This is a genomic window from Burkholderia sp. Bp8992, assembly GCF_003853705.1.
GTDB lineage: Bacteria > Pseudomonadota > Gammaproteobacteria > Burkholderiales > Burkholderiaceae > Burkholderia.
This window is the reverse complement of sequence record NZ_QTQI01000017.1, coordinates 23,568-50,391: the sequence shown is the minus strand read 5'-3', so window position 1 is coordinate 50,391 and position 26,824 is coordinate 23,568. Positions and strand designations below refer to the sequence as shown.

The 26,824-nt window shown below is 68.0% G+C and carries 29 protein-coding genes; 24 read left to right on the top strand and 5 right to left on the bottom strand.

Annotated features, from left to right (window positions below):
- Positions 1-102: 102 nt before the first annotated feature.
- Positions 103-555 carry a lytic transglycosylase domain-containing protein gene (locus DIE03_RS23640; RefSeq protein ID WP_124454578.1) on the bottom strand — a complete coding sequence of 151 codons (453 nt, stop codon included), beginning with the start codon at positions 553-555 and terminating at the stop codon, positions 103-105.
- A gap of 368 nt (positions 556-923) precedes the next feature.
- On the opposite strand from DIE03_RS23640, the gene gspD reads away from it, so the two are divergent.
- Genes gspD through gspF form a run of 3 tightly spaced genes read left to right on the top strand, consistent with a single transcriptional unit; the run spans position 924 to position 5,987 of the window.
- Positions 924-3,269: a type II secretion system secretin GspD gene (gspD, locus tag DIE03_RS23635; RefSeq protein ID WP_124454576.1), complete on the top strand. Its 2,346-nt coding sequence runs from the start codon at positions 924-926 to the stop codon at positions 3,267-3,269.
- A gap of 5 nt (positions 3,270-3,274) precedes the next feature.
- Entirely contained in the window at positions 3,275-4,765 is a 1,491-nt protein-coding gene (gene gspE, locus DIE03_RS23630; RefSeq protein WP_409364433.1) for a type II secretion system ATPase GspE, read from the top strand.
- Positions 4,766-4,769: 4 nt separating this feature from the next.
- Positions 4,770-5,987: a type II secretion system inner membrane protein GspF gene (gene gspF, locus DIE03_RS23625; protein ID WP_124454572.1), complete on the top strand. Its 1,218-nt coding sequence runs from the start codon at positions 4,770-4,772 to the stop codon at positions 5,985-5,987.
- A gap of 39 nt (positions 5,988-6,026) precedes the next feature.
- Here the strand turns inward: gspF and DIE03_RS23620 are convergent, their stop codons facing one another.
- Complete coding sequence (locus DIE03_RS23620) at positions 6,027-6,437, bottom strand: type II secretion system protein N (protein WP_034188199.1); 411 nt, start codon at positions 6,435-6,437, stop codon at positions 6,027-6,029.
- 174 nt (positions 6,438-6,611) lie between these two features.
- On the opposite strand from DIE03_RS23620, the gene gspG reads away from it, so the two are divergent.
- The 8 genes from gspG to DIE03_RS23575 are packed head-to-tail and all read left to right on the top strand — an operon-like array spanning position 6,612 to position 12,610.
- A complete protein-coding gene (gspG, locus tag DIE03_RS23610; protein ID WP_124454568.1) occupies positions 6,612-7,064 on the top strand; it encodes a type II secretion system major pseudopilin GspG in 453 nt (150 codons plus the stop codon).
- A gap of 39 nt (positions 7,065-7,103) precedes the next feature.
- Positions 7,104-7,673 (top strand): GspH/FimT family pseudopilin, encoded by a 570-nt coding sequence (locus DIE03_RS23605; RefSeq protein ID WP_124454566.1) that lies wholly within the window; start codon positions 7,104-7,106, stop codon positions 7,671-7,673.
- Positions 7,670-8,077, top strand: a complete 408-nt coding sequence (gene gspI / locus DIE03_RS23600) for a type II secretion system minor pseudopilin GspI (RefSeq protein ID WP_409364431.1) — start codon at positions 7,670-7,672, stop codon at positions 8,075-8,077. Before DIE03_RS23605 ends, gspI begins: the two co-directional genes overlap by 4 nt.
- Positions 8,078-8,084: 7 nt before the next feature.
- The gene (locus DIE03_RS23595; protein WP_409364432.1) at positions 8,085-8,744 is read left to right on the top strand and encodes a type II secretion system protein J; all 660 of its coding nucleotides are present in this window, start codon (positions 8,085-8,087) and stop codon (positions 8,742-8,744) included.
- 2 nt (positions 8,745-8,746) lie between these two features.
- Entirely contained in the window at positions 8,747-9,886 is a 1,140-nt protein-coding gene (gspK, locus tag DIE03_RS23590; RefSeq protein ID WP_124454563.1) for a type II secretion system minor pseudopilin GspK, read from the top strand.
- A gap of 26 nt (positions 9,887-9,912) precedes the next feature.
- The gene (gene gspL, locus DIE03_RS23585; RefSeq protein ID WP_124454561.1) at positions 9,913-11,283 is read left to right on the top strand and encodes a type II secretion system protein GspL; all 1,371 of its coding nucleotides are present in this window, start codon (positions 9,913-9,915) and stop codon (positions 11,281-11,283) included.
- A complete protein-coding gene (gene gspM, locus DIE03_RS23580; RefSeq protein ID WP_124454559.1) occupies positions 11,280-11,786 on the top strand; it encodes a type II secretion system protein GspM in 507 nt (168 codons plus the stop codon). The genes gspL and gspM overlap by 4 nt, the downstream gene beginning before the upstream one ends.
- Before the next feature lie 35 nt (positions 11,787-11,821).
- Entirely contained in the window at positions 11,822-12,610 is a 789-nt protein-coding gene (locus DIE03_RS23575) for a type II secretion system protein N (RefSeq protein ID WP_124454764.1), read from the top strand.
- Between the two features lie 562 nt (positions 12,611-13,172).
- Here DIE03_RS23575 and DIE03_RS23570 read toward each other — a convergent pair.
- Positions 13,173-14,711 carry an efflux transporter outer membrane subunit gene (locus tag DIE03_RS23570; protein WP_124454557.1) on the bottom strand — a complete coding sequence of 513 codons (1,539 nt, stop codon included), beginning with the start codon at positions 14,709-14,711 and terminating at the stop codon, positions 13,173-13,175.
- 277 nt (positions 14,712-14,988) lie between these two features.
- Entirely contained in the window at positions 14,989-15,273 is a 285-nt protein-coding gene (locus DIE03_RS23565) for a multidrug ABC transporter ATPase (RefSeq protein WP_124454555.1), read from the bottom strand.
- Positions 15,274-15,448: 175 nt separating this feature from the next.
- Between DIE03_RS23565 and DIE03_RS23560 the strand changes: the two genes are divergently transcribed.
- On the top strand, positions 15,449-15,934 hold the full coding sequence (locus DIE03_RS23560; protein WP_124454553.1) for a MarR family winged helix-turn-helix transcriptional regulator: 486 nt from the start codon (positions 15,449-15,451) through the stop codon (positions 15,932-15,934).
- Between the two features lie 177 nt (positions 15,935-16,111).
- Positions 16,112-17,674 carry a DHA2 family efflux MFS transporter permease subunit gene (locus DIE03_RS23555; RefSeq protein WP_124454551.1) on the top strand — a complete coding sequence of 521 codons (1,563 nt, stop codon included), beginning with the start codon at positions 16,112-16,114 and terminating at the stop codon, positions 17,672-17,674.
- Positions 17,675-17,745: 71 nt separating this feature from the next.
- Here the strand turns inward: DIE03_RS23555 and DIE03_RS23550 are convergent, their stop codons facing one another.
- A complete protein-coding gene (locus tag DIE03_RS23550; RefSeq protein WP_124454549.1) occupies positions 17,746-18,672 on the bottom strand; it encodes a LysR family transcriptional regulator in 927 nt (308 codons plus the stop codon).
- Positions 18,673-18,812: 140 nt separating this feature from the next.
- Between DIE03_RS23550 and DIE03_RS23545 the strand changes: the two genes are divergently transcribed.
- The 11 genes from DIE03_RS23545 (at position 18,813) to DIE03_RS23495 (ending at position 26,786) form a co-directional block, all read left to right on the top strand.
- Complete coding sequence (locus DIE03_RS23545; RefSeq protein ID WP_124454547.1) at positions 18,813-19,283, top strand: CidA/LrgA family protein; 471 nt, start codon at positions 18,813-18,815, stop codon at positions 19,281-19,283.
- 12 nt (positions 19,284-19,295) lie between these two features.
- Positions 19,296-20,018 (top strand): LrgB family protein, encoded by a 723-nt coding sequence (locus DIE03_RS23540; RefSeq protein ID WP_124454545.1) that lies wholly within the window; start codon positions 19,296-19,298, stop codon positions 20,016-20,018.
- Between the two features lie 162 nt (positions 20,019-20,180).
- Entirely contained in the window at positions 20,181-20,717 is a 537-nt protein-coding gene (fliL, locus tag DIE03_RS23535) for a flagellar basal body-associated protein FliL (RefSeq protein WP_124454543.1), read from the top strand.
- 22 nt (positions 20,718-20,739) lie between these two features.
- The gene (gene fliM / locus DIE03_RS23530) at positions 20,740-21,738 is read left to right on the top strand and encodes a flagellar motor switch protein FliM (protein WP_124454541.1); all 999 of its coding nucleotides are present in this window, start codon (positions 20,740-20,742) and stop codon (positions 21,736-21,738) included.
- The gene (fliN, locus tag DIE03_RS23525) at positions 21,731-22,222 is read left to right on the top strand and encodes a flagellar motor switch protein FliN (RefSeq protein ID WP_124454539.1); all 492 of its coding nucleotides are present in this window, start codon (positions 21,731-21,733) and stop codon (positions 22,220-22,222) included. Before fliM ends, fliN begins: the two co-directional genes overlap by 8 nt.
- Positions 22,219-22,785 (top strand): flagellar biosynthetic protein FliO, encoded by a 567-nt coding sequence (gene fliO / locus DIE03_RS23520; RefSeq protein WP_124454538.1) that lies wholly within the window; start codon positions 22,219-22,221, stop codon positions 22,783-22,785. The genes fliN and fliO overlap by 4 nt, the downstream gene beginning before the upstream one ends.
- 36 nt (positions 22,786-22,821) lie before the next feature.
- Entirely contained in the window at positions 22,822-23,583 is a 762-nt protein-coding gene (gene fliP, locus DIE03_RS23515) for a flagellar type III secretion system pore protein FliP (RefSeq protein WP_124454536.1), read from the top strand.
- A 19-nt stretch (positions 23,584-23,602) separates the two neighbouring features.
- Positions 23,603-23,875 (top strand): flagellar biosynthesis protein FliQ, encoded by a 273-nt coding sequence (fliQ, locus tag DIE03_RS23510; protein WP_124454534.1) that lies wholly within the window; start codon positions 23,603-23,605, stop codon positions 23,873-23,875.
- A gap of 28 nt (positions 23,876-23,903) precedes the next feature.
- Positions 23,904-24,686: a flagellar biosynthetic protein FliR gene (gene fliR / locus DIE03_RS23505; protein ID WP_124454532.1), complete on the top strand. Its 783-nt coding sequence runs from the start codon at positions 23,904-23,906 to the stop codon at positions 24,684-24,686.
- Positions 24,687-24,870: 184 nt separating this feature from the next.
- Entirely contained in the window at positions 24,871-25,875 is a 1,005-nt protein-coding gene (locus DIE03_RS23500; RefSeq protein ID WP_124454530.1) for an ABC transporter substrate-binding protein, read from the top strand.
- Positions 25,876-25,988: 113 nt separating this feature from the next.
- A complete protein-coding gene (locus DIE03_RS23495) occupies positions 25,989-26,786 on the top strand; it encodes an ABC transporter ATP-binding protein (protein WP_027788757.1) in 798 nt (265 codons plus the stop codon).
- The last annotated feature ends 38 nt before the right edge of the window (positions 26,787-26,824 follow it).

The window sequence follows — 26,824 nt, the reverse complement described above, 5'->3', positions numbered from 1 at the left end:
GATCGGCCCGCGGACGGGCGAAGTTGCGGCGTGAGATCCGCATTGTGCATCAAACGCGCGCCGGCCGGCCGGCACCGCGTCGGGCCGCGATGCGGCGCGACGTCACTGCACGGGCGGCAGCAGCTTCCACTGCGACAGGATGCCGGCGATCTGCCGCGCATACTTGTCGCGCAGCGACGGCGTTTCGGAATGATAGGCGCCGACGGCCTGCCACGTGTTGCCGTAGCGGTTCATCTTCTGTTTCAGATGCCACGCGGCGATGTAGACGTTCTTGCACGGTTCCATCAGCGTGTCGCGGCCGATGCCGTAGCGCGACAGCGCGGGCAGGTGAATCGAATTGATCTGCATCAGGCCGTAGTCGACCGAGCCGTTCGTATTCTTGTTCAGCGCGCCGGGCCGGTTGCGCGATTCCTGCCACGCGATCGCGCGCAGGATCAGCGGATTGACCTGCTGATATTTAGCGGCTTCGTCGAAACAATCCGCACGAGCGTTTGCGCTGGCGAACCACGCGCCAGTGGCGATCAACGCGATCGAAGCGAACCGTCGTCTGTTCATCGTGCGGAAACGAAAAGGAATTGCGCGAAGGTCGGGAAAACCCGTGCCTGTTATTCGTGCGACGAGAAACGCGCCGCCCGTATCATACCGGCAGACCGTCAGATTGCGACAGGCAGGAATACGGCAGACCGGTTATACCGCATTTCCATGTCGGTTCATCGCGAATCGGGGGCCGATGGCCGGCATGCGGAGAGCCGCGCCTATTCTTACATATTGCATACGATTCGCCGGATACATGTCGTATGTGAGACAGTCCTCGGATCAATGTGATATTTCGGACATGAAAAACTGCTAATGTCGCCTCTTTCGGACTTGGATCCCAGCACTACCGCCGGAAGTGGCCTGAGCCGGCATCGACCCATTCATCCATGACAAGAAATCGCTTCGTTATGCGGCGCGTTGCCACGACCCTCCTCGTCGCCGGCATCATCGCCTCGCAGGCCGCCTACGCTCAGGTCACGCTCAATTTCGTGAATGCGGACATCGACCAGGTCGCGAAAGCGATCGGCGCCGCAACCGGCAAGACCATCATCGTCGACCCCCGCGTGAAGGGGCAGCTCAACCTCGTGGCCGAACGCCCGGTGCCGGAAGACCAGGCGCTGAAGACGCTGCAGTCGGCCCTGCGCATGCAGGGCTTCGCACTCGTGCAGGATCACGGCGTGCTGAAGGTCGTGCCGGAAGCCGATGCGAAGCTGCAGGGCGTGCCGACCTATGTCGGCAATGCACCGCAGGCCCGCGGCGACCAGGTGATCACGCAGGTGTTCGAGCTGCACAACGAATCGGCGAACAACCTGCTGCCCGTGCTGCGGCCGCTGATCTCGCCGAACAACACGGTGACGGCCTACCCGGCGAACAACACGATCGTCGTGACCGACTATGCGGACAACGTGCGCCGCATCGCGCAGATCATCTCGGGCGTCGACAGCGCCGCGGGCGCGCAGGTGCAGGTCGTGCCGCTGCGCAACGCGAACGCGATCGACCTCGCCGCGCAGCTGCAGAAAATGCTCGATCCGGGCGCGATCGGCAACAGCGACGCGACGCTGAAGGTGTCGGTCACGGCCGACCCGCGCACCAACTCGCTGATGCTGCGCGCGTCGAGCGCGTCGCGCCTCGCGGCCGCGAAGCGCCTCGTGCAGCAGCTCGATGCGCCGAGCGCGGTGCCCGGCAACATGCACGTCGTGCCGCTGCGCAACGCCGATGCGGTGAAGCTCGCGAAAACGCTGCGCGGGATGCTCGGCAAGGGCGGCGGCAACGACAGCGGTTCGTCGGCATCGTCCAACGACGCGAACAGCTTCAACCAGAACGGCGGCTCGTCGTCGAGCGGCAACTTCTCGACCGGCACGTCCGGCACGCCGCCGCTGCCGTCGGGCGGCCTCGGCGGCTCGTCGTCCTCGTCCGGGTATGGCAGCGGCTCGTCCGGCGGTGGCCTCGGTACCGGCGGCCTGCTCGGCGGCGACAAGGACAAGAGCGGCGACGACAACCAGCCGGGCGGGATGATCCAGGCAGACTCGGCGACCAACTCGCTGATCATCACCGCGTCCGATCCGGTTTACCGCAACCTGCGCTCGGTGATCGACCAACTCGACGCGCGGCGTGCGCAGGTCTATATCGAGGCGCTGATCGTCGAGCTGAACTCGACGTCGCAGGGCAACCTCGGCATCCAGTGGCAGGTCGCGAGCGGCCAGTTTCTCGGCGGCACGAACCTGAACCCCGGGCTGGGCCTCGGCAACAGCATCATCAACCTGACGGCGGGCGGCTTGACCAACGCAGCTGGCGGGGTCACCGGCGGCGGGCTGGCCTCCAATCTCGGGCAGTTGTCCCAGGGGCTCAATATCGGCTGGCTGCACAACATGTTCGGCGTGCAGGGGCTCGGCGCGCTGCTGCAATACTTCGCGGGCGTGAGCGACGCGAACGTGCTGTCGACGCCGAACCTGATCACGCTCGATAACGAGGAAGCGAAGATCGTCGTCGGCCAGAACGTGCCGATCGCGACCGGCTCGTATTCGAACCTGACGAGCGGCACGACGAGCAACGCATTCAATACCTACGACCGCCGCGACGTCGGCCTGACGCTGCACGTGAAGCCGCAGATCACCGACGGCGGGATCCTGAAGCTGCAGCTCTATACCGAGGATTCGGCGGTCGTCAGCGGTACCACGAACGCGCAGACCGGCCCGACCTTCACGAAGCGCTCGATCCAGTCGACGATCCTCGCGGACAACGGCGAGATCATCGTGCTTGGCGGCCTGATGCAGGACAACTACCAGGTATCGAACAGCAAGGTGCCGCTGCTCGGCGACATCCCGTGGATCGGCCAGCTGTTCCGTTCCGAATCGAAGGTGCGCGCGAAAACCAACCTGATGGTGTTCCTGCGCCCGGTGATCATTTCCGATCGCAATACCGCGCAGGAAGTCACGTCCAACCGCTACGACTACATCCAGGGCGTGACGGGTGCGTACAAGTCGGACAACAACGTGATCCGCGACAAGGACGATCCGGTCGTCCCGCCGATGCCGCTGGGTCCGAGCCAGGGCGGTACGCCGGCCGGCAACCTGTTCGATCTCGACAAGATGCGTCGCCAGCAGCTGCAGCGCCAGGTCGTGCCGGTGCCGGCTCAACCGTTGCCGGAAGCGACGCCCGCGCAGCCGCAGAGCGTGCCGCAGCAGGCCGTGCCGCAACAGCCGCTGACGGCCACGCCGGGAGCGTCGCAGTGAGCGACGTGCACGCGTCTTCCACCCACGACGGCGCGCCGGGCGAACGCCAGCCGCCGTCGCCGCTCGCCGCGCGGATGCTGCCGTACGGCTTCGCGAAGAGCGGCCAGGTGCTGATCGCGCACCAGCTCGACGACACGCTCGAGGTGTGGATCAGCGAACGCACGAGCGATGCCGCGCTCGCGGAAATCGCGCGCAACTTCGGCTCGATCGCCGTGCACCACGTGCCGGCCGACGAGCTCGCGCAGGCGATCAACCAGGCGTACGCGCGCCAGGACGGCAGTGCCGCGCAGGTGGTCGGCGAGGTCGAGGGCGAAGTCGACCTGTCGCGGCTGATGCAGGACATCCCGGAAGTCGAGGATCTGCTCGAGTCGGAAGACGACGCGCCGATCATCCGGATGATCAACGCGCTGCTCACGCAAGCCGCGCGCGAGCAGGCGTCGGACATCCACATCGAGCCGTTCGAGAATGCGTCGGTCGTGCGTTTTCGCGTCGACGGCACGCTGCGCGACGTCGTGCGTCCGAAGAAGGCGCTGCACGGCGCGCTGATCTCGCGGATCAAGATCATGGCGCAGCTCGACATCGCGGAGAAACGCCTGCCGCAGGACGGCCGCATCACGCTGCGCGTCGGCGGCCGGCCGGTCGACGTGCGCGTGTCGACGCTGCCGACCGGGCATGGCGAGCGCGCGGTGCTGCGTCTGCTGGAAAAGGACGCGCAGCGCCTGAATCTCGAGGCGCTCGGGATGGGCCGCGACACGCTCGTCCAGTTCGACAAGCTGATCGCCCGCCCGCACGGCATCGTGCTCGTCACGGGCCCGACCGGTTCGGGCAAGACGACCACGCTGTATGCGTCGATGTCGCGGCTCGAAACCGCGACGACCAACATCATGACCGTCGAGGACCCGATCGAATACGACCTCGGCGGCATCGGCCAGACGCAGGTGAACGAGCGGATCGGGATGACCTTTGCCCGTGCGCTGCGCTCGATCCTGCGCCAGGATCCGGACGTGATCATGATCGGTGAAATCCGCGACCTCGAAACCGCGCAGATCGCGGTGCAGGCGTCGCTCACGGGCCACCTGGTGCTCGCGACGCTGCACACGAACGACGCGGCGTCCGCCGTCACGCGCCTGACCGACATGGGCGTCGAGCCGTACCTGCTCGCGTCGTCGCTGCTCGGCGTGCTCGCGCAGCGCCTCGTGCGCCAGCTCTGCCCCGTCTGCAAGGAAGAGCGGCACGAGGACGGCCGCACCGTCTGGCATCCGGTCGGCTGCGATAAGTGCGGGCATTCGGGTTATGCGGGCCGGCGCGGCGTGTACGAATTGCTGCTGGTCGACGAATCGATCCGCACGCTGATCCACCGCAACGCGGCCGATGCCGAAATTCTCGCCGCCGGCCGTGCGGAAGGGATGCGCACGCTGCGCGACGATGCCGAGCGCTGGCTCGCGTCCGGCGCGACGTCGCTCGAGGAAGTGTTGCGCGTGACGGGAGGCGCATAGCGCGATGCCGGCATTCCGTTTCGAAGCAATCGATTCGGCGGGACGCGCGCAGAAGGGCGTCATCGACGCCGACAGCGCGCGCGCCGCGCGCGGCCAGCTGCGCACGCAGGGGCTCACGCCGCTCGTCGTCGAGCCGGCCGCCAGCGCGACGCGCGGCGCGCGTTCGCAGCGGCTCGCGTTCGGCCGCAAGCTGTCGCAGCGCGAACAGGCAATCCTCACGCGCCAGCTCGCGAGCCTGCTGATCGCCGGGCTGCCGCTCGACGAGGCGCTCGGCGTGCTGACCGAGCAGGCCGAGCGCGACTACATCCGCGAACTGATGGCCGCGATCCGTGCCGAGGTGCTCGGCGGCCATTCGCTCGCGAATGCGCTGGGCCAGCATCCGCGCGACTTTCCGGAAATCTACCGCGCGCTGGTCGCGGCCGGCGAACACACCGGCAAGCTCGGCATCGTGCTGTCGCGTCTCGCCGACTACATCGAGCAGAGCAACGCGCTGAAGCAGAAGATCCTGCTGGCGTTCACCTATCCGGGGATCGTCACGCTGATCGCGTTCGGCATCGTCACGTTCCTGCTGAGCTACGTCGTGCCGCAGGTCGTCAACGTGTTCGCGAGCACGAAGCAGCAGTTGCCGATCCTCACGGTCGTGATGATGGCGCTGTCGGATTTCGTGCGGCACTGGTGGTGGGCGATCCTGATCGCGTTCGTGCTGGTCGTGTGGTTCGTGAAGGCGACGCTGTCGCGCGACGGGCCGCGGCTCGCGTTCGACCGCTGGGTGCTGACCGCGCCGCTCGCGGGCAAGCTCGTGCGCGGCTACAACACGGTGCGCTTCGCGAGCACGCTCGGCATCCTGACCGCGGCCGGCGTGCCGATCCTGCGCGCGTTGCAGGCGGCCGGCGAGACGCTGTCGAACCGCGCGATGCGCGCGAACATCGACGATGCGATCGTGCGCGTGCGCGAAGGCTCCGCGCTGTCGCGCGCGCTGAACAACGTGAAGACGTTTCCGCCGGTGCTCGTGCACCTGATCCGTTCGGGCGAGGCGACGGGCGACGTGACGACGATGCTGGATCGCGCAGCCGAAGGTGAAGCGCGCGAGCTCGAGCGTCGCACCATGTTCCTGACGAGCCTGCTGGAGCCGCTGCTGATCCTGGCGATGGGCGGCATCGTGCTCGTGATCGTGCTGGCGGTAATGCTGCCGATCATCGAGCTGAACAACATGGTGCAGTGACGTGACGGCCTGAGTCTCGGGCCGTCGCCGTTCGGCGCATCAACGCATGTAGATCGCGGGGGACGGCGTGTTCGCCGGGAGCTGGATTTCGGCGCGGGCGCCGTTGCGGTCGACGATGATCGAGCGCGGGCGGACTTCGGCGAGCTTCGCGCCGGGCGTGACGTCCGCGCCGAGCGACACGGCGCGCGGCGGTTCGCCGCCGACGCCGACGATCGCGGCACCGCCATGATCGAGCGCGAGAATGCCGAACAGGTGGATGTCCTGGACGGGATTCTTGTCGAGCTGGCCGCCGAAGAGCGCGGCGGCGTCCTCGGTGCGGATCGGCAGCCGCGCGGCGGCGGCGGGTAGCGGCGCTTCGCGGGCCGACAGCGTGACGACCCAGTAGGTGGCCGTCGCGCACAAACCCGCGAAGAGGGCTAGGGAAAGGATCCGGATCGAGAGCGCGTTCATGCGCGCTATTGTACGGATGTATATGAAATTTGCGTTGGGTGAAAGCCCTCGACGATGCGCGCCTTACAATGCGTGCTCCGCGCCCGCGGGACCGGAAGCTTGTCGTCAGGCAATCGTCCGGTGCGCGGGGTGCGTCACTCAATCGACGACATTTTTTGGAAGAGGTAGTCAGTCATGCAAACGTGGATCACTCGCCGCAACGCGGCCGTGCGTCGTCAGCGCGGTTTCACGCTGATCGAGATCATGGTGGTGGTCGCGATCCTCGGGATCCTGGCGGCGCTGATCGTGCCGAAGATCATGAGCCGCCCGGACGAGGCGCGCCGCATCGCCGCGAAGCAGGACATCGGCACGATCATGCAGGCGCTCAAGCTGTACCGTCTCGACAACGGCCGCTATCCGACCCAGGAGCAGGGCCTGAATTCGCTGGTCCAGAAGCCGACCACCGATCCGATCCCGAACAACTGGAAGGACGGCGGCTATCTCGAACGCCTGCCGAACGACCCGTGGGGTAACGGGTACAAGTACCTGAACCCGGGCGTGCACGGCGAGATCGACGTGTTCAGCTACGGCGCCGACGGCAAGGAAGGCGGCGAAGGCAACGATACCGACATCGGTTCGTGGCAATAAGCCGGCACTGATCGACCCGACGTTCCATTTCCGTTCTTCATGCCCGCCATTCGCACGGCCTCCCGCTGCGGTCGCGATCGCCGTGTGCGTCGCGGCGCGTTGTCGTCCGTACCGGCACGTGCCGACGGCGGCCCGATGAAGCACGGCGCGCCGCGGCGTCGCGCGCGTGGCTTCACGCTGCTCGAAATGCTGGTCGTGCTGGTGATTGCGGGGCTGCTTGTGTCACTCGCGTCGCTATCGCTGACACGCAATCCGCGTACCGACCTGCGTGAAGAGGCGCAGCGCGTCGCGCTGCTGTTCGAGACGGCCGGCGACGAAGCGCAGGTGCGCGCGCGGCCGATCGCATGGCAGCCGACCGAGCACGGTTTCCGGTTCGACGTGAGCTCGCCCGACGGCTGGCGCACGCTGCGCGACGACCTGCTGCGCCCGCGCGACTGGGACGGCGGCGTCACGGGCGCCGACATCGACTACCCGGGTTCCGACACGCATGCGAATCGCGTCGTGTTCGGTACCGAAAGCATCGACACGCCGGTGCGCGTGACGCTGCATTCGGTCGCCGGCAGCGCGACGATCGTCGGCACCGGCAACGGCCGCTACGAGGTGCAATGACGATGCGTCGTCGCCTGCCCTCCTCCCTTTCTTCATCGCGCGGTTTCACGATGATCGAGGTGCTCGTCGCACTCGCGATCATCGCGGTCGCGCTCGCCGCGTCGATCCGTGCGGTCGGCACGATGGCGAACAACGCGTCCGACCTGCATCGCCGGCTGCTGGCCGGCTGGAGCGCCGACAACGCGCTCGCGCAGTTGCGGCTCACGCATGCGTGGCCGGAGGTCGGCGAGCAAAGCTTCGACTGCTCGCAAGGCAACGTGCAGCTCGTCTGCACGCAGCGTGTGAGCACGACGCCGAACCCGGTGTTCCGGCGCGTGCGGATTTCGGTGAGCATGCCCGGCCAGTCCGGCGTGCTCGCGCAGATGGTGACGGTGGTCGCGAATGAAACCAGCCGTCCGCTCTGACGCGCCGATGCGCCGCCCGTCCGCCCGCCGCGCCCGCGGCTTCACGCTGATCGAGCTGATGATCGCGATCGCGATCCTCGCAGTGGTCGCGATCCTCGCGTGGCGCGGGCTCGACCAGATCATGCGCGGCCGCGACAAGGTGGCGGCCGCGATGGAAGACGAACGCGTGTTCGCGCAGATGTTCGACCAGATGCGCATCGACGCGCGGCTCGCCGCGACCGACGACGAGGCCGGCCAGCCGGCGATCGGCGTCGCCGGCAATACGCTGCAGATCGTGCGCGAACTCGAGGTGCCGGGCGCCGCGCCGCGGCTGCAGGTGGTCCGCTACCGGATCGCCGGCGGGCGCGTCGTGCGCTATGCATCGCCGCCGATCGACGACGCGAACCGGCTGCGCACCGTGCTGAAGGACAGCAGCGTCGAAGGCTGGAGCTGGGTCGCGCTGATGGGCGGCGTCGGCGCGATCGACGCGAAGCTGTACGTGCCGCGCGTGGGCTGGACCACCAACCTGCAGACGGCCGACGACGCGCTCGCGCAGAACAACGATGCGCTCAAGGTGCCGCAGATCGGCAACGCGCCGCCGGCGCGCGCGGTGACGGGGCTGCAGGTCAGCATCGGCGCGACGTCGCTGCGCGTGCCGGTCACGCGCATCTTCCTCGTCGGGGAATGACGATGCGCGCGCGCCCTTCCCGTCGCTCCTCGTTCAACCGTGCTGCCGCACGCATGCAGGCACGCGGCCGCCAGCGCGGCGCCGCGATCATCACCGCGCTGCTGGTCGTCGCGCTGTCCGCGATCCTCGTCTCGGGGATGCTGTGGCGCCAGCAGGTGCAAATCCGCCGCATCGAGAACCAGCGCGTGATCGCGCAGGCGCAGTGGGTCGCGCGCGGCGCGCTCGACTGGACGCGGATGATCCTGCGCTCCGAAGGCGATACGGCGCCCGGCATCACCTATCTCGGCGGGATCTGGGGCGTGCCGATCGCGAAGACGAAGTTGTCGGATTTTCTCGGCCGGATCGGCGCACCCAACGACAGCGGCGGCGAAGACACCTATATCTCCGGCTCGATCGAGGACGCGCAGGCGAAGTTCAACCTGCGCAACCTCGTGTCGTCGCCGGCGCCCGGCGTGCTGCAGTTGAACGTCACGCAGCTCCAGGCATTCCAGCGCCTGCTGACGACGCTCGGCTACGACGGCGCGTTCGCGAAGCGCATCGCGCTGCAGGTGCGCGCGGGCCTGCTGCATTCGGCGACGCGCTTCCAGATGCCGAACCTGCCCGGCGGCGGCGGCACCGCGGCGAACGCCGCGACTGCGCCGGTGACGAGCGGCGACCTGCAGGGCAGCGGCTTCACCGACGATCCCGGGCTTTCCGGCGGCGATCGCGGGCCCGCGCCGCTGATGATGACGAGCGTCGACAGCCTGCTCGACGTCGACGGCGTGACGCCCGAGATGGTCGCGCGGCTGCGCCCGTTCGTTACCGTGCTGCCGACCACGACGCCCGTGAACATGAATACCGCGCCGGCCGAAGTGATCGCCGCGCTGATACCGGGGATGAGCGTGTCGTCCGCGCAGGCGCTCGTGTCGCGGCGCGAGACCGTGTTTTTCCGGAACGTCGGCGACGTGCAGCTCGCGCTGCGCGGCGCCGGCGCGCCGCCGAACGTGACGATCGACTCGAGCCTCGTCGACGTCAATTCGAGTTATTTCATCGTGCACGGCCGGATCCAGCACGATCGCGCGGAGGTCGACCGCACCTCGCTCGTGTATCGTGATCCGACCACGCACTCGACGCGGGTCGTGCGTATCCGCGACCAGCTATAACGACGCCAATCGGGAGAGGAGCTCTTGTGAGCACGTTGATTGTTTCTTTGCCGCCGCGCGAGCCTGCCGTGCCGTTGCAGGAATGGCAGTGGCCCGAGCTGCCGTTCACGCTCGTCGACAAGGCCGGCCAGGTGCAGCGTGCGGGGCGCGCCGCGCTCGCGCTGCTGCCGCGCGCGAACGCGACGGTGCTGATCGTCGCCGCGCGCGACGTGCTGCTGCTGGCCGCGACCGTGCCGCCGCTGAAGGGGCCGAAGCTGCGCCAGGCGCTGCCCAACATCGTCGAGGATCAGCTGATCCAGGATCCGCTCGGCTGCCACATCGCACTCGATCCCACCGCGCTGCCCGACGGGCGCCGCGTGCTGGCCGTCGTCGATCGCGCGTGGTTCCGCACGATCTTCGACGCGTTCACGGCCGCCGGCCACCGGCACCTGAGCGCGGTGCCCGCCACCCGCTGCCTGCCGGCGCCGCGCGCGTCGGCCGAAGCGGCAGCGGACGCGCCGGCCGACGGCGAGAGCACCGTCTCCGCGCTCGCCACGGATGCCGTCGAGCCGGCCGCCCGTCCGGCGACAGTCGCCGCGGTGCTCGGGCTCGCGACGTCGGTCGAACCGGTGCTCGTCGAGGCCGGCGCGCAGCCGGCCGCAGCCGGTGCGCCGCGCCTTGAACTCGCCGTGGCGCGCGGCGCGCTCGGCGAAGGCTTCGCGGCGCCTGCGGCGCGCGCGGCCGGCACGCTGGCCGCGCTCGCACGCGGCGGCGACGTCGAACTGTACGAACTCGGCGAACCGGGCGCGGAGCCGCGGCTCGCATCGGTCGGCCGACCTGATTCGGCGCTGTTGCCGGGCGCCGCCCCGCTGCCGTTCGACACGTTCGCGCGCCGCGCGCTCACCGAGAAGTTCGATCTGTGCCAGTTCGAATTCGAGTCGCAGCCGTGGCGCTTCGACCGCGCGACGGTGAAGCGCCTGCGCGTGCCGCTCGCGCTCGCCGCGGCGACGCTCGGCGTCGCGGTGATCGGGATGAACCTGCACTGGTGGAAGCTGTCGCGCGAGCGCGATGCGCTGTCTGCGCAGATCACCGAGACGCTGCTGTCCGCGTTCCCGAAGACGACGACGGTGCTCGATCCGCCCGCGCAGATGCAGCGCCAGCTCGACCAGCTGCGCCTCGCGGCCGGCGAGCTGTCGCCGAACGATTTCCTCGCGCTGTCGAGCGGGCTGTCGCGCTCGATGGGCGCGCTGCCGCTGAACGGCATCGCGTCGCTCGACTATCACGACCGGCGGCTCGACGTCGGCTTCAAGCCGGAGGTCAAGGTCGATCCCGATTTCACGCAGCGCCTCGCACGTAACGGACTGTCCGGCGAAGTCGACAGCAACACGGGCAAATGGACGATCCGGAGCCGCTCATGAAAACCGAACAACTGAACCAGACGCTGGCCCAGTTCTGGGGGGAGCGCTCGCCGCGCGAGAAGACGCTGCTCGGCTGGGGCGGCGCCGTGCTGGCCGTCGCGATCGCGTATTCGGTGCTGTGGTCGCCCGCGCAGGAAGGCCGCGCCCGGATCCAGCGCGAGCTGCCGACGATGCGCCAGGAACTCGCGCAGATGACCGCGCAGGCGAACGAGGCGAAGTCGCTGACGGCCGCCGCGCAGGGCGTCGCGCCGACCGGCCTCGCGCTGAAGGACGCGCTGACCGCGTCGCTGTCCGATCACGGGCTGCAGGGCGCGCAGGTGCAGATCGTCGGCAACGGCGTGCAGATTCAGATGAAGAACGTGTCGTTCCCGGCGTGGACGCAGTGGCTCGACGATGCGCGCCGGCAGTTCAAGGTGCAGGTCGGCGAGGCGCACGCGACCGCGCTGAAGGACGACGGCCAGGTCGACCTGACGGCCGTGATGCAACCTTCCGTACAGAAATAGATGACGCAGTGGACGACGCAAGCGACGGTCGGCCGATGAGGCCGGGGATGAAACGGCTCGCCGCCGTATTGCCGTGGGTGCTGGCGGGCGGGTTGGCGACGGCGGTGACGCTCGTCGCGCTCGCGCCGGCCGCGTGGATCGCGCCGCAATTCGCACGCGCGACCGGCGGGCACGTGAATCTCGTCGACCCGGACGGGTCGCTGTGGCACGGTTCGGGCACGCTGATGCTCGCGCCGGGCGCCGACCAGAGCGCGGCGACGCTGCTGCCGGGCCGGGTCGAATGGACCACGCGCTTCTGGCCGCTGCTGACCGGGCGCGTGCAGATGCGCATGCGGCAGACCGAGGCGATGCCCGATGCCGTCACGCTCGATGCGACGTGGCGCGGCGCGGTGCTGTCGGCAGGCACGATGGCCGTGCCTGCGTCGCTGCTCGCGGGGCTCGGCACACCGTTCAACACGCTCGACCTGCAGGGCGACGTGCGGGTCGGCTGGAGCGACTGGCGCCTGTTCGGCAACAACGCGTTCGGCCAGCTGACGGTGACGATCGACTCGATGAGTTCGCGCGTGTCGCGCGTGAAGCCGCTCGGTTCGTACCGCGCTGTGCTGCAGGCGAAGGGGGTGGGCGCCGATCTCGACCTGTCGACGACGCAGGGCCCGCTGTTCCTCGACGGGCACGGCAACTTCGGTCCCGGCCAGGGATCGTTCCGCGGCACCGCGCATGCGGCGCCCGAACAGCAGGCGAACCTCGCCGGGCTGCTGAACCTGCTCGGCCATCCGATCGGGAACAACGAGGTATCGCTGATCTTCGGCGACGCGCAACGCTGACGCGCGCGGTGCGCACATGCGCACACTAATGTGCGATCAACGGGGATTATTTTTACTGAAATCGCCGCCGGCAGGGTTGCAATACACCGGCGCGTCTATCGATTCAGATATCAAGACGCCGGGCAACGAAACGAAGGGCCGGCAAAGCCGGCCCTCGCAACTTACTTGTCGCCCGTCGGCGTTTTCAGAACCCAGTGCCGTTCGCCGTTAGGCGTGGGCGGCATGATATTGCCGATACCGATGGAGCGTGTGTCACTCGGATTTCCAACGGGATGCCACGTACCACCCTGCGGGCATTTTTCTCCGATATTTGCGGTCATTTTAGTCGTTTCCTTATTAATGTTGAATTCGCATCATGGCGTTGATGCAGTGAATTCGTAAGCTGAGACGTTAATAAGTTCAACGATTTTATTTTGAGATAATTGGAAGGCGAAAAAATCAACTTTTATCTATCGCCTGTCGAATTTAATTATCGATTTTTAGGACGTGAACGAAAGATGCCATTTTCACCATTCTCTTTGCAAAGCGATATGGCATGCAGTCGTTCGACCGAGCGTGACTTTTATTTCTGAGCGACCGGCGTGGCCGCTGCGCCGCTCGCGGGCACCGGCGCCGCCATGCCGCCGTTCTCGCGCGTCATGTCCGCCACGTCCCAGCCGCCGCCGAGCGCCTTCACGAGCCCGACCGACGACACCATCCGCTGGCCGGCGATCGTCGCGAGCTTCTGCTGCGCGGTGAATGCGGTGGTCTGCGCGGTCAGCACGTTCAGGTACGCGACCGTGCCGGCCTTGTACTGGTTCGTGACGATCGCGAGCGAATGCTCGGCGCTGTCGACGGCCTGTCGCTGCACGTCGATTTCCTGCGCGAGGATGCGCTGCGACGCGAGGTTGTCCTCGACGTCCTGGAACGCGGTGAGCACCGCGAGGCGATACGCGGCGACGTCCTGGTCGTAGGTCGCGCGCGCGGCATCGGTCTGCGCGGCGCGCAGCCCTGCGTCGAACAGCGTGGCCGCGAGCTGCGGGCCGACCGTCCAGAAACGCGCCGGCAGCGTGAACAGCTGCGACCACACCGAGCTCTGGAAGCCGCCGGTGGCCGACAGCGTCAGCGTGGGGAAGAACGCGGCGATCGCGACGCCGATCTGCTCGTTCGCGGCCGCCGCGCGGCGCTCGGCCGCCGCGATGTCGGGCCGGCGTTCGAGGATCGCGGACGGCACGTCGACCGGCGTGATCGGCGGCTCGGACGCGAGCGGGTTCGGCGGCAGCGAGAAGGTCGACGCCGGTTCGCCGATCAGCGTCGCGATCGCATGCTCGTACTGCGCACGCGCGACGCCGTTGTCGATCTGCGCGGCCTGCGCGCTCTGCAGCTGCGTCTGCGCCTGGATCACGTCGGCGCGTGCGGCGACGCCCTGCGCGTACTGGTTCTGCGTGAGCTTCAGCGACTGTTCGTACGACTTCACGGTGTCGTCGAGCAGCTTTTGCAGCGCATCGGACGTGCGCAGCTGGAAATAGGTCTGCGCGAGCAGCGCCTGCTGCGACAGCCGTGCATTCGCGAGGTCGGCCGCGGCCGCCGCTTCGCCGGCGCGCTGCGCGCTGACGGTGCGGCTCACCTTGCCCCACAGGTCGGGTTCCCAGCTGGCGTCGAGGCCGACGCTGTAGCTGTTGTTGATCGACCCGGTCGATCCGCTGCCGAAACTCGACGACGAGCCCGACGACACCGACGTGCGCGGCGTGCGGGCACGCGAGCCCGACGCGGTCAGCCCGACGGTCGGGAAATACGCGGCGCGCGCTTCGGTGACGAGCGCGCGCGCCTGCCGATAGGCGGCCGCCGATTGCGCGATGGTCTGGTTCGACGCGTTGAGCTTGCCGATCAGCGTATCGAGCTGCGGATCGTTGTAGACCGTCCACCACGGGCCGCGGTCGCCGCGGTCGGCCGGTTGCGCGACCTTCCAGCCGGCCGGCGCTTCCTTGAAGGCGGCGGGGATCGACGTGTCGGGCCGGTGATAGTCGGGCCCGACGGCGCAGCCGGCGAGCAGCACGGCCGTCGCAACGGCGACGGCGGCGCTCAGCGGGCGAAGGGCGCGCGGGAGGGAGGCGTACGGCATGGTGGTTTTCCTGTCTGGGCGTGACGGCCGGCGAGCGGCGTCGCGCGATGCGGTCGTCATGCCGCTGGCGGACAAATGGTAACTGACGGCGGAGAAGCTGCGCAGCCCTAAGGGTACGGTGCGTGAAGGCCGGATTGTGTTACCGGCGCGGCTGGCCGGTTTACCGGCCATTACGGATCGCTTGCGGGAAAACGGGCGTGCGACGCCTGCCGCGCGGGACGCAGCAGGCGCCGGGCCGGATCAGGCGGGACAGTGGGTGAAGTCAGCGGGTGAAGGGTCAGTGGCAGCGCACCGGCACCGCGACGGGCTCGGCGGCGGACCGCCATGGCGACGGCTCCGTGGCGGCCGGCTGGCTCGTGCGGCGGGCGCCGTCCTTCGCGTTGCGCTGCCGGCGATGATCGAACCACGCGAACCCGAGCGCCGCGAGCGAGCCGCCCGGCACGACCAGCATCGTCACGTACAGCGCGATCTTCCAGCCGCGGTGCGGCCCGGAAAACACATGATGAGCGGTATCGGTCAGGTTGCGGCGCAGCGCGCCGGCGGCATTTTTCAGGAACAGCATCGCGAACATCCTCGGGGTGCCCGGCAGCGCGGGCGCATCGGTCAGAACATCGTCTCCGGCAGTGCAGCATGCACGTCGTAACTGGTTGACTGAAATAATATTGACTAAGCAATCATTTTTCAAGATACTGGGCGCGTTTTAACCTGAAACGCACTATTGCTGCGCGCGCAATCGTATGACCGGCGGCCTCTACGATCCCGAGAACATCGCGCTTGAAACGAGCCTCGGCTATTACCTGTCGAAGGCGAAGCAGGCGCTCGTCGAGCGGATGGATCGCGCGCTCGAGCCGCTCGATCTCACCGCGCAGCAGATCGGCGTGATCCTGCTGCTGTCGCGCGGTTATGCGCGCACGCCGTTCGAGCTGTCGCGCAAGATGTCGTACGACAGCGGTTCGATGACGCGGATGCTCGACCGGCTCGAACGCAAGGGGTTGATCGCACGCTCGCGCAGCGAGCAGGACCGCCGGATGATCGAGCTGACGCTGACCGAGCGCGGTGCCGATGCCGCCCGCGCGCTGCCGTCGCTGGTCGCGACCGTGCTCAACGCGCAGCTCGAAGGCTTCTCGGCCGACGAACTCGCGACGCTCACCGGCCTGCTGCAGCGCTTCATCGCCAACGGGCTCGGCACGCCCGGTTGTCCGAAGCCCGACGAAGACGCCTGATGCGCGCGGAGGCCCCATGTCTAGGTTAAGCATTCGCTTATTTCTCTGTCTGGGCAGAAGATGACAGGACACGCGCTCCGCTTTTTCCCTTTTTCGTTCCACCCGGCCGGGCCGCGCTGCGTCGCGCGCCCGTGCGTTGTGCCGGCGCCTCGTGTGCGCCGCGTCTAGGAGATTCCGATGTCCGCCACCACGGCATCCGCCGCCTCCCCCGCCGCCGAACCCGCGCCGCTGTCCGGCGGAACGCTCGCGCTGCTCACCGTCGGGCTCGCGCTCGGCACCTTCATGGAGGTGCTCGACACGTCAATCGCGAACGTCGCGGTGCCGACCATCTCGGGCAGCCTCGGCGTCGCGACCAGCGAAGGCACCTGGGTGATCTCGTCGTATTCGGTCGCATCCGCGATCGCGGTGCCGCTCACCGGCTGGCTCGCGCGGCGGGTCGGCGAGGTGCGGCTGTTCACGCTGTCGGTGCTCGCGTTCACGATCGCGTCCGCCCTATGCGGCTTCGCGACCAACTTCGAGACGCTGATCGCGTTCCGGCTGCTGCAGGGCCTCGTGTCGGGGCCGATGGTGCCGCTGTCGCAGACGATCCTGATGCGCAGCTATCCGCCCGCGAAGCGCGGGCTCGCGCTCGGGCTATGGGCGATGACGGTGATCGTCGCGCCGATCTTCGGTCCGTTGCTGGGCGGCTGGATCAGCGACAACTACACATGGCCGTGGATCTTCTACATCAACCTGCCGATCGGCATCTTCTCCGCGGCCTGCGCGTATTTCCTGCTGCGCGGCCGCGAGACGAAGACGTCGAAGCAGCGGATCGACGCGATCGGCCTCGCGCTGCTCGTGATCGGCGTGTCGTGCCTGCAGATGATGCTCGACCTCGGCAAGGACCGCGACTGGTTCAACTCGTCGTTCATCGTCGCGCTGGCGCTGATCGCGGTCGTGTCGATCGCGTTCATGCTCGTATGGGAGGCGACGGAGAAGGAGCCGGTGGTCGACCTCACGCTCTTCAAGGACCGCAACTTCGCGCTCGGCGCGCTGATCATCTCGTTCGGCTTCATGGCGTTCTTCGGCTCGGTCGTGATCTTCCCGCTGTGGCTGCAGACGGTGATGGGCTACACGGCCGGCAAGGCCGGCCTCGCGACCGCGCCGGTCGGGCTGCTCGCGCTCGTGCTGTCGCCGCTGATCGGCCGCAACATGCACCGGCTCGACCTGCGGATGGTCGCGAGCTTCGCGTTCATCGTGTTCGCGGGCGTGTCGCTGTGGAACGCGACGTTCACGCTCGACGTGCCGTTCAACCACGTGATCCTGCCGCGGCTCGTGCAGGGGATCGGCGTCGCGTGCTTCTTCGTGCCGATGACGACGATCACGCTGTCGAGCATCTCCGACGAGCGGCTCGCGAGTGCGTCGGGGCTGTCGAACTTCCTGCGCACGCTGTCCGGCGCGATCGGCACCGCGGCCAGTTCGACGTTCTGGGAGAACGACGCGATCTACCACCATGCGCGGCTGTCGGAATCGGTGAGCATCTACGCGCAGAACACGACCGACTACCAGGGCGCGCTCGCGCAGCTCGGCATCGTCGGGCAGACGGCCAATGCGCAGCTCAACCAGCTCGTCACCCAGCAGGGCTTCATGATGGCGACGAACGACTTCTTCCACCTGTCGGCGGTGATGTTCATCGCGCTCGCGGCGCTCGTGTGGATCACGAAGCCGAAGAAGGGGGCGGGGCCCGCGATGGGGCATTGAGGACCCGACGGGCGGCCATCATGGCCGCCCTTTTTGTTTCACCGTTCGCTTCATCGCCCGGTGGTCCGACCTCACTCCCTCGCCCGCAATCCCCCGAACGCCAGATCGTCGGCCGGCGCGAGCGGCAGCGTCGCCCGCGCGACGTCGAGCCACGCGCGCGCCGCGTGCGACAGGTAGCCCTTCTTCAGCCAGCCGAGCGCGATCGCCCACGTGATTTCCGGCTCGACGATCGGCCGGCACGTGAACTGGCCGGCGTCGAGCCGCCGGCAATACGGCTCGGGCAGCAGCGCGATGCCGACGCCCGCATGCACGAGCGCGGCCATGAAATCCCAGTGGCCGCTGCGGCTCACGATCGACGGCGTGAAGCCGACCTGCCGGCACGCATCGAGCACCGCGTCGTGCAGTGCGAGGCTTTCCGCATAGAACACGAACGACTCGCGCGCGAGATCGGCGAGCGGCACGGCCGCGTGATCCTCCCAGCGCGACTCGCGCGGCGCGACGAGCCACAGCGGCGCGCGCACCATCGGCAGCCGCTCGAAGGTGCCGGGATCGACCGGCTCCAGCAACCCGCCGAGCTCCAGCTCGCCCGACGTCAGCGCGGCCTCGATCATCCGCGCGCCCTGCTCGAACAGCTTCAGCTCGATGTTCGGGTAGCGCTGCTTGTACGCGGCGATGATCGGCGTGAACAGCGAACCGCCGAGCGGCGGGATGCCGATCGTCAGCTCGCCGCGGCCGAGCGTACCGAGATCCTTCAGCTCCGACTGCAGCTGCGCCTGCGCGGCGAGCACGTCCTGGCCGCGCTGGAACACGATCCGCCCCGCATCGGTCAGCACCATCTGCCGGCCGTCGCGCAGTAGCAGCGGCGAACCGATCTCGTCCTCGAGCGCCTTCACCATCTTGCTGATGGTCGGCTGCGTCACGAACAGCTTGTCGGCGGCCGCCGTGAAGCTCTGCTGGCGGACCACCTCGACGAAGTACCGCAGTGCGCGCAATTCCATCGATATCTCCCCAAATTGGTGCGGCGATCCCAAGCTGAATTCCGAATTGGAATGACAAGGATAGAGACAAGTCATTTTATTTATGGTTAGGGGAAACCCTATACTCACACCATCAACGCACGATCTGTATGGAGCCCGCCATGACCAAGCCGACCACCGCCGCCCGCCCTGCCGCTTCGGGCAGCCTCGCGCATACGGGCCGGATCGTGCTGCAGGCCGCCGCGCTCGGCGTGTTGTGGATGGCCGTCGACTGGGCCGTGCGCAAGGTCGGGCTGCCGATCCCTTCCGGCGTGATCGGCCTCGCGGTGCTCCTCGCGCTGCTGTTCTCGGGCCGTGTCGCGCCCGCGTGGGTGAAGGACGGCGCGAACTGGCTGCTGTCCGACATGCTGCTGTTCTTCGTGCCGGCCGCCGTCGCGGCCGTGCAGTACGGCGGGCTGTTCCGCGAGGACGGCTGGCGCATCGCGCTGGTGATGCTCGCCGGCACCGCGTTCGTGATGGTCGCGGTCGCCGTCGCGGTCGATCTCGCCGCGAAGCTCGAACGCCGGCTCGCCGCGCAGCGCGTGTTCGCCGAACGCCGCCGCACGCGCCTGAGCGCCGTGTCCGCGCACTGAGCCGGAGCCGCCATGCTTGCCGCGCTATCGAACCTGTCCGCCGACCGCGTGAACACCGCGATCTCCGTCGGCTGCTTCGTGCTGACGGTCGTGCTGTATTTCCTGTCGAAGCGGCTCTACGCGTACAAGAAGACGCTGCTGTTCTCGCCGCTCGTGTTCGTGCCGGGCGTGCTGGTGTTGCTCGTGCTGGTGACGGGCATCCCGTATTCGGTCTACTTCCGCGACACGCGCTGGCTGATGTGGCTGCTCGGCCCGGCGACGATCGCGTTCGCGGTGCCGATCTACGAGTATCGCGACCTGATCCGCCGCCACTGGCTGTCGCTGTCGGTCGGCGTCGCGGTCGGAATCGGCGCGGGCGTGTGCGGGTCGCTGCTGCTCGCGAAGCTGCTGCACCTGTCGCCGGAGCTGCAGCGCTCGCTGATGACGCGCTCGGTGTCGACGCCGTTCGCGCTCGCCGTGTCGGACAGGATCCACGCGCCGAAAGACCTCACGGCGCTGTTCGTGATCGCGACCGGCATCTGCGGGATGCTGCTCGGCGAACTCGTGCTCGCACTCGTGCCGATGCGCACGCGGCTCGCGCGCGGCGCGCTGTTCGGCGCGGCCGCCCACGGCGTGGGTACCGCGAAGGCACGCGAGATCGGCAGCGAGGAAGGCGTCGTGTCGAGCCTCACGATGATGATCGCGGGCGTCGCGATGGTGCTGATCGCGCCGCTGCTGACGCTGCTGCCGATCTGACACCCGCGCACCGGGCGGCCGACGCCCGCCCCGCGTGCCGTCCCGCCGCGTTTCGCCGGCCCCGCTACCCTGCATCCGGCCGACACCCGGCCGACAATCGGCTGAGATAGCCGCAAATCCCCCCTCTGTTCCGCCCATCGGGCTCGGCCCGGATGCCGAACAATGCATGCTACGAGACATCACGCACGCATTCACATGGCCTCCACGACCGCAAACCCGACCGCCGACAAGCCGGCTTCGTCCGGCAAGTTCAAGCGCATCGCACTCATCGCCATCGTCGCGCTGGGCGCAGCCGCTGCCGCCGCCGGCGGCATGTACGTGTTCCTGAGCAAGGCAGGCGTCGGCCATGCGAGCGCGCCCGCAGAACCGCCGCCGCTGGCCGCGCCGGTGTTCTTCCCGCTCGACCCGCTGACCGTGAACCTGCAGTCGGACGACGGCGCGCAGCACTACCTGCGCGTCGGCCTGTCGCTGAAGCTCACCGACCCGAAGGCGCAGGAGCAACTGACCGCGCGGATGCCGGAGATCCGCAGCCGGATCCTGCTCGCGCTGTCGAACAAGCATCCCGAGGAACTCGCGACGCCGGAGGGCAAACATTCGCTCGCGAAGGAACTGCGGGCCCTGATCGAGCAGCCGACGCAGCCGGGCAACCAGCGCGCGAAGGTCGACGACGTGCTGTTCACCGAGTTCGTCGTCCAGTAACGCGGCCGAGAAAGGAGCGCGTATGGGTCACCAGGAGTTCATGTCCCAGGAGGAGGTCGATGCCCTCCTCAAGGGCGTCACGGGCGAAACCGATTCTGTCGACGAGCAGCGCGACAATTCGGGCGTCCGCCCCTACAACATCGCGACGCAGGAGCGGATCGTCCGCGGCCGGATGCCCGGCCTCGAGATCATCAACGACCGTTTTGCGCGCCTCTTGCGGATCGGCATCTTCAACTTCATGCGGCGCACGGCTGAAATCTCCGTCAGCCAGGTGAAGGTGCAGAAGTACAGCGAGTTCACCCGCAACCTGCCGATCCCGACGAACCTGAACCTGGTGCACGTGAAGCCGCTGCGCGGCACGTCGCTGTTCGTGTTCGACCCGAACCTCGTGTTCTTCGTCGTCGACAACCTGTTCGGCGGCGACGGGCGCTTTCACACGCGCGTCGAAGGCCGCGACTTCACGGCCACCGAGCAGCGGATCATCGGCAAGCTGCTGAACCTCGTGTTCGAGCACTACACGACCGCGTGGAAGAGCGTGCGGCCGCTGCAGTTCGAATTCGTGCGCTCGGAGATGCACACGCAGTTCGCGAACGTCGCGACGCCGAACGAGATCGTGATCGTCACGCAGTTCTCGATCGAGTTCGGGCCGACGGGCGGCACGCTGCACATCTGCATGCCGTACTCGATGGTCGAGCCGATCCGCGACGTGCTCGCGTCGCCGATCCAGGGCGAGGCGCTTGAAGTCGACCGCCGCTGGGTGCGCGTGCTGTCGCAGCAGGTGCAGGCCGCCGAGGTCGAGCTGAGCGCGAATCTCGCCGAGATCTCGTCGACCTTCGAGAAGATCCTGAACCTGCGCGCGGGCGACGTGCTGCCGCTGGAGATCGAGGACACGATCACCGCGAAGGTCGACGGCGTGCCGGTGATGGAATGCGGCTACGGAATTTTCAATGGTCAATATGCGTTGCGCGTGCAGAAGATGATCAGCGCGGGCGATACGATGAAGGAAGGTGGATATGAGTGAGCTGAACCAGACGCCCGACGACGACATCCAGGCGATGGCCGACGCGGCCCTCGCGGCTTCGGCCGCCGACACGCACGCTGCCCCGGCCGCGGCGGAGGAAGATCCTGGCATGGACGACTGGGCGGCCGCGCTCGCCGAACAGAACGAGCAGCCGGTGCAGGCGGGCGCGACGGGCGCCGGCGTGTTCCAGCCGCTGTCGAAGGCCGCGCCGAGCTCGACGCACAACGACATCGAGATGATCCTCGACATCCCGGTCAAGATGACCGTGGAGCTCGGCCGCACGAAGATCGCGATCCGCAACCTGCTGCAGCTCGCGCAGGGGTCGGTCGTCGAGCTGGACGGCCTCGCCGGCGAGCCGATGGACGTGCTCGTGAACGGCTGCCTGATCGCGCAGGGCGAGGTCGTGGTCGTCAACGACAAGTTCGGCATCCGCCTGACCGACATCATCACGCCGGCCGAACGCATCCGGAAGCTGAACCGGTGAATGTCGTGAAGCCTGGCCACCGCGTGCGCCGCACGATCGCAGCGGCGGCGCTCGCCGCTGCCGCATCGCTCGCGTGCGCGCCGGCCGGCGCCGCCGACATGAACGCGGTGAACCACGCCGGTTCGATCGCGTCGAGCGTGATGGTCGGCTCGGCCGCGCCGTCGCTCGGCATCGGCGCAGTACTGCAGACGCTCGTCGGGCTCGCGGTCGTGATCGGCCTCGTGTTCGCATGCGCGTGGCTCGCGCGCCGCTTCGGGTTCCAGCCCGCGCGGCGCGGCGGCCCGCTGAAGGTCGTGTCGAGCGTCGCGGTCGGCGCGAAGGAAAGCGCGACGATCGTCGAGATCGGCGACACCTGGCTCGTGCTCGGCGTCGCGCCGGGCAACGTGCGCCTGCTGCATACGCTGCCGGCCGGCCCGGCGGCGGCAACGGCTTCCACGTCGGCCGACGCACCCGCCGGCGGCAACCCGTCCGACGGCGCCCTGCCCGGCACGTTCGGCTCGCGGTTTCGCGACGCGCTCGCGGGCGAAGCCGCGAAACGCCTCGGTCGCGGCAAGGACCGCTGACATGGCGCCGCGCCCTCTTTCCGTCTCCGCATTCCGATGAAACACGCATTCCTGCATCACGCGGCGCGCGTCGCGCCCGTGCTGATCCTCTGCCTCGCCCCCGCGTTCGCGTATGCGCAGGCGAACGGCCTGCCCGCGTTCAACACGAGCCCGGGCCCGCACGGCGGCACCACCTATTCGCTGAGCGTGCAGACGATGCTGCTGCTCACGATGCTGTCGTTCCTGCCGGCGATGCTGCTGATGATGACGAGCTTCACGCGCATCATCATCGTGCTGTCGCTGCTGCGCCAGGCGCTCGGCACCGCGACGACGCCGCCGAACCAGGTGCTCGTCGGCCTCGCGATGTTCCTCACCTTCTTCGTGATGTCGCCGGTGCTCGACCGTGCGTACAACGACGGCTACAAGCCGTTCTCCGACGGCTCGCTGCCGATGGAGCAGGCCGTGCAGCGCGGCATAGCGCCGTTCAAGACCTTCATGCTGAAGCAGACCCGCGAGACCGATCTCGCGCTGTTCGCGAAGATCTCGAAGGCTGCGCCGATGCAGGGCCCCGAGGACGTGCCGCTGTCGCTGCTGGTGCCCGCGTTCGTCACGAGCGAACTGAAGACCGGCTTCCAGATCGGCTTCACGGTGTTCATCCCGTTCCTGATCATCGACATGGTCGTCGCGAGCGTGCTGATGTCGATGGGGATGATGATGGTGTCGCCGTCCACCGTGTCGCTGCCGTTCAAGCTGATGCTGTTCGTGCTGGTCGACGGCTGGCAGCTGCTGATCGGCTCGCTCGCGCAGAGCTTCACCTAAGCGGCGGAGGATTCGCGCGATGACGCCCGAACAAGTGATGACGCTGGCGCACCAGGCGATGATGATCGGCCTGCTGCTCGCGGCCCCGCTGCTGCTGGTCGCGCTCGCGGTCGGCCTCGTCGTGAGCCTGTTCCAGGCCGCGACGCAGATCAACGAACCGACGCTGTCGTTCATCCCGAAGCTGCTCGCGGTCGCCGCGACGCTCGTGATCGCCGGCCCGTGGATGCTGACGACGATGCTCGACTACCTGCGGCAGACGCTGCTGCACGTCGCGACGCTCGGCGTCGGCTGAGCCGCGCGTCCGGCTCCGTTCCACGACGATGTTCTCGGTCACCTACGCGCAGCTCAACGGCTGGCTGACGGCCTTCCTGTGGCCGTTCGTGCGGATGCTCGCGCTCGTCGCGACCGCGCCCATGGTCGGCCACGCGGCCGTGCCGGTGCGCGTGAAGATCGGTGCCGCCGCGTTCATGGCGCTCGTCGTCGCGCCGACGCTCGGCGCGATGCCGGACGTCACCGTGTTCTCCGCGCAGGGCATCTGGATCGTCGTCACGCAGTTCCTGATCGGCGTCGCGATGGGCTTCACGATGCAGCTCGTGTTCGCGGCCGTCGAGGCGGCCGGCGACTTCATCGGGCTGTCGATGGGGCTCGGCTTCGCGACCTTCTTCGATCCGCATTCGAGCGGCGCGACGCCCGCGATGGGCCGGTTCCTGAACGCGGTCGCGATGCTCGCGTTCCTGGCCGTGGACGGCCACCTGCAGGTATTCGCCGCGCTCGCCGCGTCGTTCCAGTCGCTGCCGGTGTCGGCCGACCTGCTGCACGCGCCGGGCTGGCGCACGCTTGCCGCGTTCGGCGCAACCGTGTTCGAGATGGGGCTGCTGCTGTCGCTGCCGGTGGTCGTGGCGCTGCTGATCGCGAACCTCGCGCTCGGCATCCTGAACCGCGCGGCGCCGCAGATCGGCATGTACCAGATCGGCTTTCCCGTCACGTTGATCGTCGGGCTGCTGCTCGTGCAACTGATGATCCCGAACCTCGTGCCGTTCGTGTCGCACCTGTTCGACATGGGGCTCGATGCGATGGGGCGGGTGCTGATCGGCTGGCGGTGACGCCCGGCAGGCCGCCGTCGCCCCGCTTCGGCGCATGTCGCTCCCGTTCCGCCCCCCGTTGCTGGAAAACCCCTAAAAGAATCGCCGGCCCGCGAAAGGTAGCGGAAGGTTTCGCGTCCCTATACTCGTCGTGACGATGCAGCAAGCATCGCGCCAGACGAATACAACGAACGGAGACGACCCGATGCGACCCATCCTGCGCACCCTCGCCGTGGCAGCCAGCCTGAGCTGCGCGCTTGCCGCTCACCCCGCCCTCGCCGACGACGGCGGCAAGATCACGATCATGGTCGGCGGGATCGCGAAGCTGATCTACCTGCCCGCGCGGCTCACGCAGGAACTCGGCTACTTCAAGGCAGAAGGGCTCGATGTCGAGCTGCTGTCGCAGCCGGCCGGCGTCGACGCCGAGAACGAGCTGCTCGCGGGCGCCGTGCAGGGCGTCGTCGGCTTCTACGACCACACGGTCGATCTGCAGAGCAAGGGCAAGGACGTAAAGGCGATCGCCGTGTTGTGCCAGGTGCCGGGCGAAGTCGAGATGGTGTCGACCAAGGCCGCGCCGACGTTCAAGTCGATGGCCGACGCGAAAGGCAAGACGCTCGGCGTGACGGGCCTCGGCTCGTCGACGAGCTTCCTCACGCAATTCCTCGCGCTGCAGCATGGCGTGCAGTCGACGCAGTACACGATGCTGCCGGTCGGTGCCGACGCGAGCTTCATCGCCGCGATCAAGCAGGGCCGGATCGACGCCGGGATGACGACCGAGCCGACGGTGTCCGCGCTCGAGAAGATGGGCGACGCGAAGGTGCTGGTCGACCTGCGCACGCTGGAAGGCACGCGCGCCGCGCTCGGCGGCACCTACCCGGCCGCGAGCCTGTACGTGCAGTCGGCCTGGGCCGATTCGCACAAGGCGGAAGCGACCAAGCTCGCGCACGCGTTCGCGAAGACGATGCAGTTCATCCACACGCACAGCGCCGACGAAATCGCCGCGAAGATGCCGGCCGACTACCAGAAGGACAAGGCGCTGTACGTGTCCGCGCTGAAGGCGTCGCTGCCGATGTACACGGCCGACGCGAAGATGCCGGCCGACGGCCCGGCGACCGTGCTGAAGGTGCTGTCGGCGTTCAACCCGTCGGTGAAGGGCAAGCACATCGACCTCGCGCGCACCTTCACGAACGATTTCGTGAACGCGAAGTAAGCAGCGGCGCCGGCGGCGGCGATCCCGCCGCCGTGCGCTCCCCCGTTCCGGTCCGGCTGGCCGGCCCGGCGTCGCCACGATGCGATGCCCTCTTCACCCGCAGGATTCATGCGATGAACCAGGCAGTCTCCCCGAGCACACCGGCGATCGAGTTTCGCAACGTGTCGTGCCGCTTCATTTCGCCGGAAGGCAAGGCCACCGTCGCGTTGCGCGACTTCAGCATGAGCGTCGCGCGCGGCGAGTTCATCGCGATCGTCGGGCCGACCGGCTGCGGCAAGTCGACGACGCTGAACCTGATCACCGGGCTGCTCAAGCCCGCGTCGGGCGAAGTCCGCGTGATGGGCCGCCCGGTCGACGGGATCGACCCGCGCATCGGCTTCGTGTTCCAGGCCGACGCGGTGTTTCCGTGGCGCAACGTGATCGACAACGTCGCGGCGGGCCCGTTGTTTCGCGGCCGCTCGAAGGACGTCGCGTATGCGCAGGCCGAGGAATGGATCCGCAAGGTCGGCCTCGACAAGTTCACGAAGCACTACCCGCACCAGCTGTCGGGCGGGATGCGCAAGCGCGTCGCGCTCGCGCAGACCTTCATCAACCAGCCCGAAATCCTGCTGATGGACGAGCCGTTCTCCGCGCTCGACATGCAGACGCGCACGCTGATGCAGGACGAGCTGCTGCAGCTCTGGTCCGCGAACAAGGGCTCGGTCGTGTTCGTCACGCACGATCTCGAAGAGGCGATCGCGCTCGCCGACCGCGTGTTCGTGCTGACCGCGCGCCCCGCGACGCTCAAGCGCGTGTACGAGATCGACCTGCCGCGCCCGCGCGTCACGTCGGAGATCCGCTACGACACGCGCTTCATCGAAATTTCCAAGGACATCTGGCACGACCTGCGCGAAGAAGTGCAGATCGGCTGACGCATACGCCGCACGGCAAGGACAGCAAGGACAGGAGC

Bases quoted from the DNA above. Each gene is read 5' to 3' on its own strand.
- DIE03_RS23640 (WP_124454578.1), bottom strand. From the start codon at position 555: ATGAACAGACGACGGTTCGCTTCGATCGCGTTGATCGCCACTGGCGCG.
- gspD (WP_124454576.1), top strand. From the start codon at position 924: ATGACAAGAAATCGCTTCGTTATGCGGCGCGTTGCCACGACCCTCCTC.
- gspF (WP_124454572.1), top strand. From the start codon at position 4,770: ATGCCGGCATTCCGTTTCGAAGCAATCGATTCGGCGGGACGCGCGCAG.
- DIE03_RS23620 (WP_034188199.1), bottom strand. From the start codon at position 6,437: ATGAACGCGCTCTCGATCCGGATCCTTTCCCTAGCCCTCTTCGCGGGT.
- gspG (WP_124454568.1), top strand. From the start codon at position 6,612: ATGCAAACGTGGATCACTCGCCGCAACGCGGCCGTGCGTCGTCAGCGC.
- DIE03_RS23605 (WP_124454566.1), top strand. From the start codon at position 7,104: ATGCCCGCCATTCGCACGGCCTCCCGCTGCGGTCGCGATCGCCGTGTG.
- gspI (WP_409364431.1), top strand. From the start codon at position 7,670: ATGACGATGCGTCGTCGCCTGCCCTCCTCCCTTTCTTCATCGCGCGGT.
- DIE03_RS23595 (WP_409364432.1), top strand. From the start codon at position 8,085: ATGCGCCGCCCGTCCGCCCGCCGCGCCCGCGGCTTCACGCTGATCGAG.
- gspK (WP_124454563.1), top strand. From the start codon at position 8,747: ATGCGCGCGCGCCCTTCCCGTCGCTCCTCGTTCAACCGTGCTGCCGCA.
- gspM (WP_124454559.1), top strand. From the start codon at position 11,280: ATGAAAACCGAACAACTGAACCAGACGCTGGCCCAGTTCTGGGGGGAG.
- DIE03_RS23575 (WP_124454764.1), top strand. From the start codon at position 11,822: ATGAGGCCGGGGATGAAACGGCTCGCCGCCGTATTGCCGTGGGTGCTG.
- DIE03_RS23570 (WP_124454557.1), bottom strand. From the start codon at position 14,711: ATGCCGTACGCCTCCCTCCCGCGCGCCCTTCGCCCGCTGAGCGCCGCC.
- DIE03_RS23565 (WP_124454555.1), bottom strand. From the start codon at position 15,273: ATGCTGTTCCTGAAAAATGCCGCCGGCGCGCTGCGCCGCAACCTGACC.
- DIE03_RS23560 (WP_124454553.1), top strand. From the start codon at position 15,449: ATGACCGGCGGCCTCTACGATCCCGAGAACATCGCGCTTGAAACGAGC.
- DIE03_RS23555 (WP_124454551.1), top strand. From the start codon at position 16,112: ATGTCCGCCACCACGGCATCCGCCGCCTCCCCCGCCGCCGAACCCGCG.
- DIE03_RS23550 (WP_124454549.1), bottom strand. From the start codon at position 18,672: ATGGAATTGCGCGCACTGCGGTACTTCGTCGAGGTGGTCCGCCAGCAG.
- DIE03_RS23545 (WP_124454547.1), top strand. From the start codon at position 18,813: ATGACCAAGCCGACCACCGCCGCCCGCCCTGCCGCTTCGGGCAGCCTC.
- DIE03_RS23540 (WP_124454545.1), top strand. From the start codon at position 19,296: ATGCTTGCCGCGCTATCGAACCTGTCCGCCGACCGCGTGAACACCGCG.
- fliL (WP_124454543.1), top strand. From the start codon at position 20,181: ATGCATGCTACGAGACATCACGCACGCATTCACATGGCCTCCACGACC.
- fliM (WP_124454541.1), top strand. From the start codon at position 20,740: ATGGGTCACCAGGAGTTCATGTCCCAGGAGGAGGTCGATGCCCTCCTC.
- fliN (WP_124454539.1), top strand. From the start codon at position 21,731: ATGAGTGAGCTGAACCAGACGCCCGACGACGACATCCAGGCGATGGCC.
- fliP (WP_124454536.1), top strand. From the start codon at position 22,822: ATGAAACACGCATTCCTGCATCACGCGGCGCGCGTCGCGCCCGTGCTG.
- fliQ (WP_124454534.1), top strand. From the start codon at position 23,603: ATGACGCCCGAACAAGTGATGACGCTGGCGCACCAGGCGATGATGATC.
- fliR (WP_124454532.1), top strand. From the start codon at position 23,904: ATGTTCTCGGTCACCTACGCGCAGCTCAACGGCTGGCTGACGGCCTTC.
- DIE03_RS23500 (WP_124454530.1), top strand. From the start codon at position 24,871: ATGCGACCCATCCTGCGCACCCTCGCCGTGGCAGCCAGCCTGAGCTGC.
- DIE03_RS23495 (WP_027788757.1), top strand. From the start codon at position 25,989: ATGAACCAGGCAGTCTCCCCGAGCACACCGGCGATCGAGTTTCGCAAC.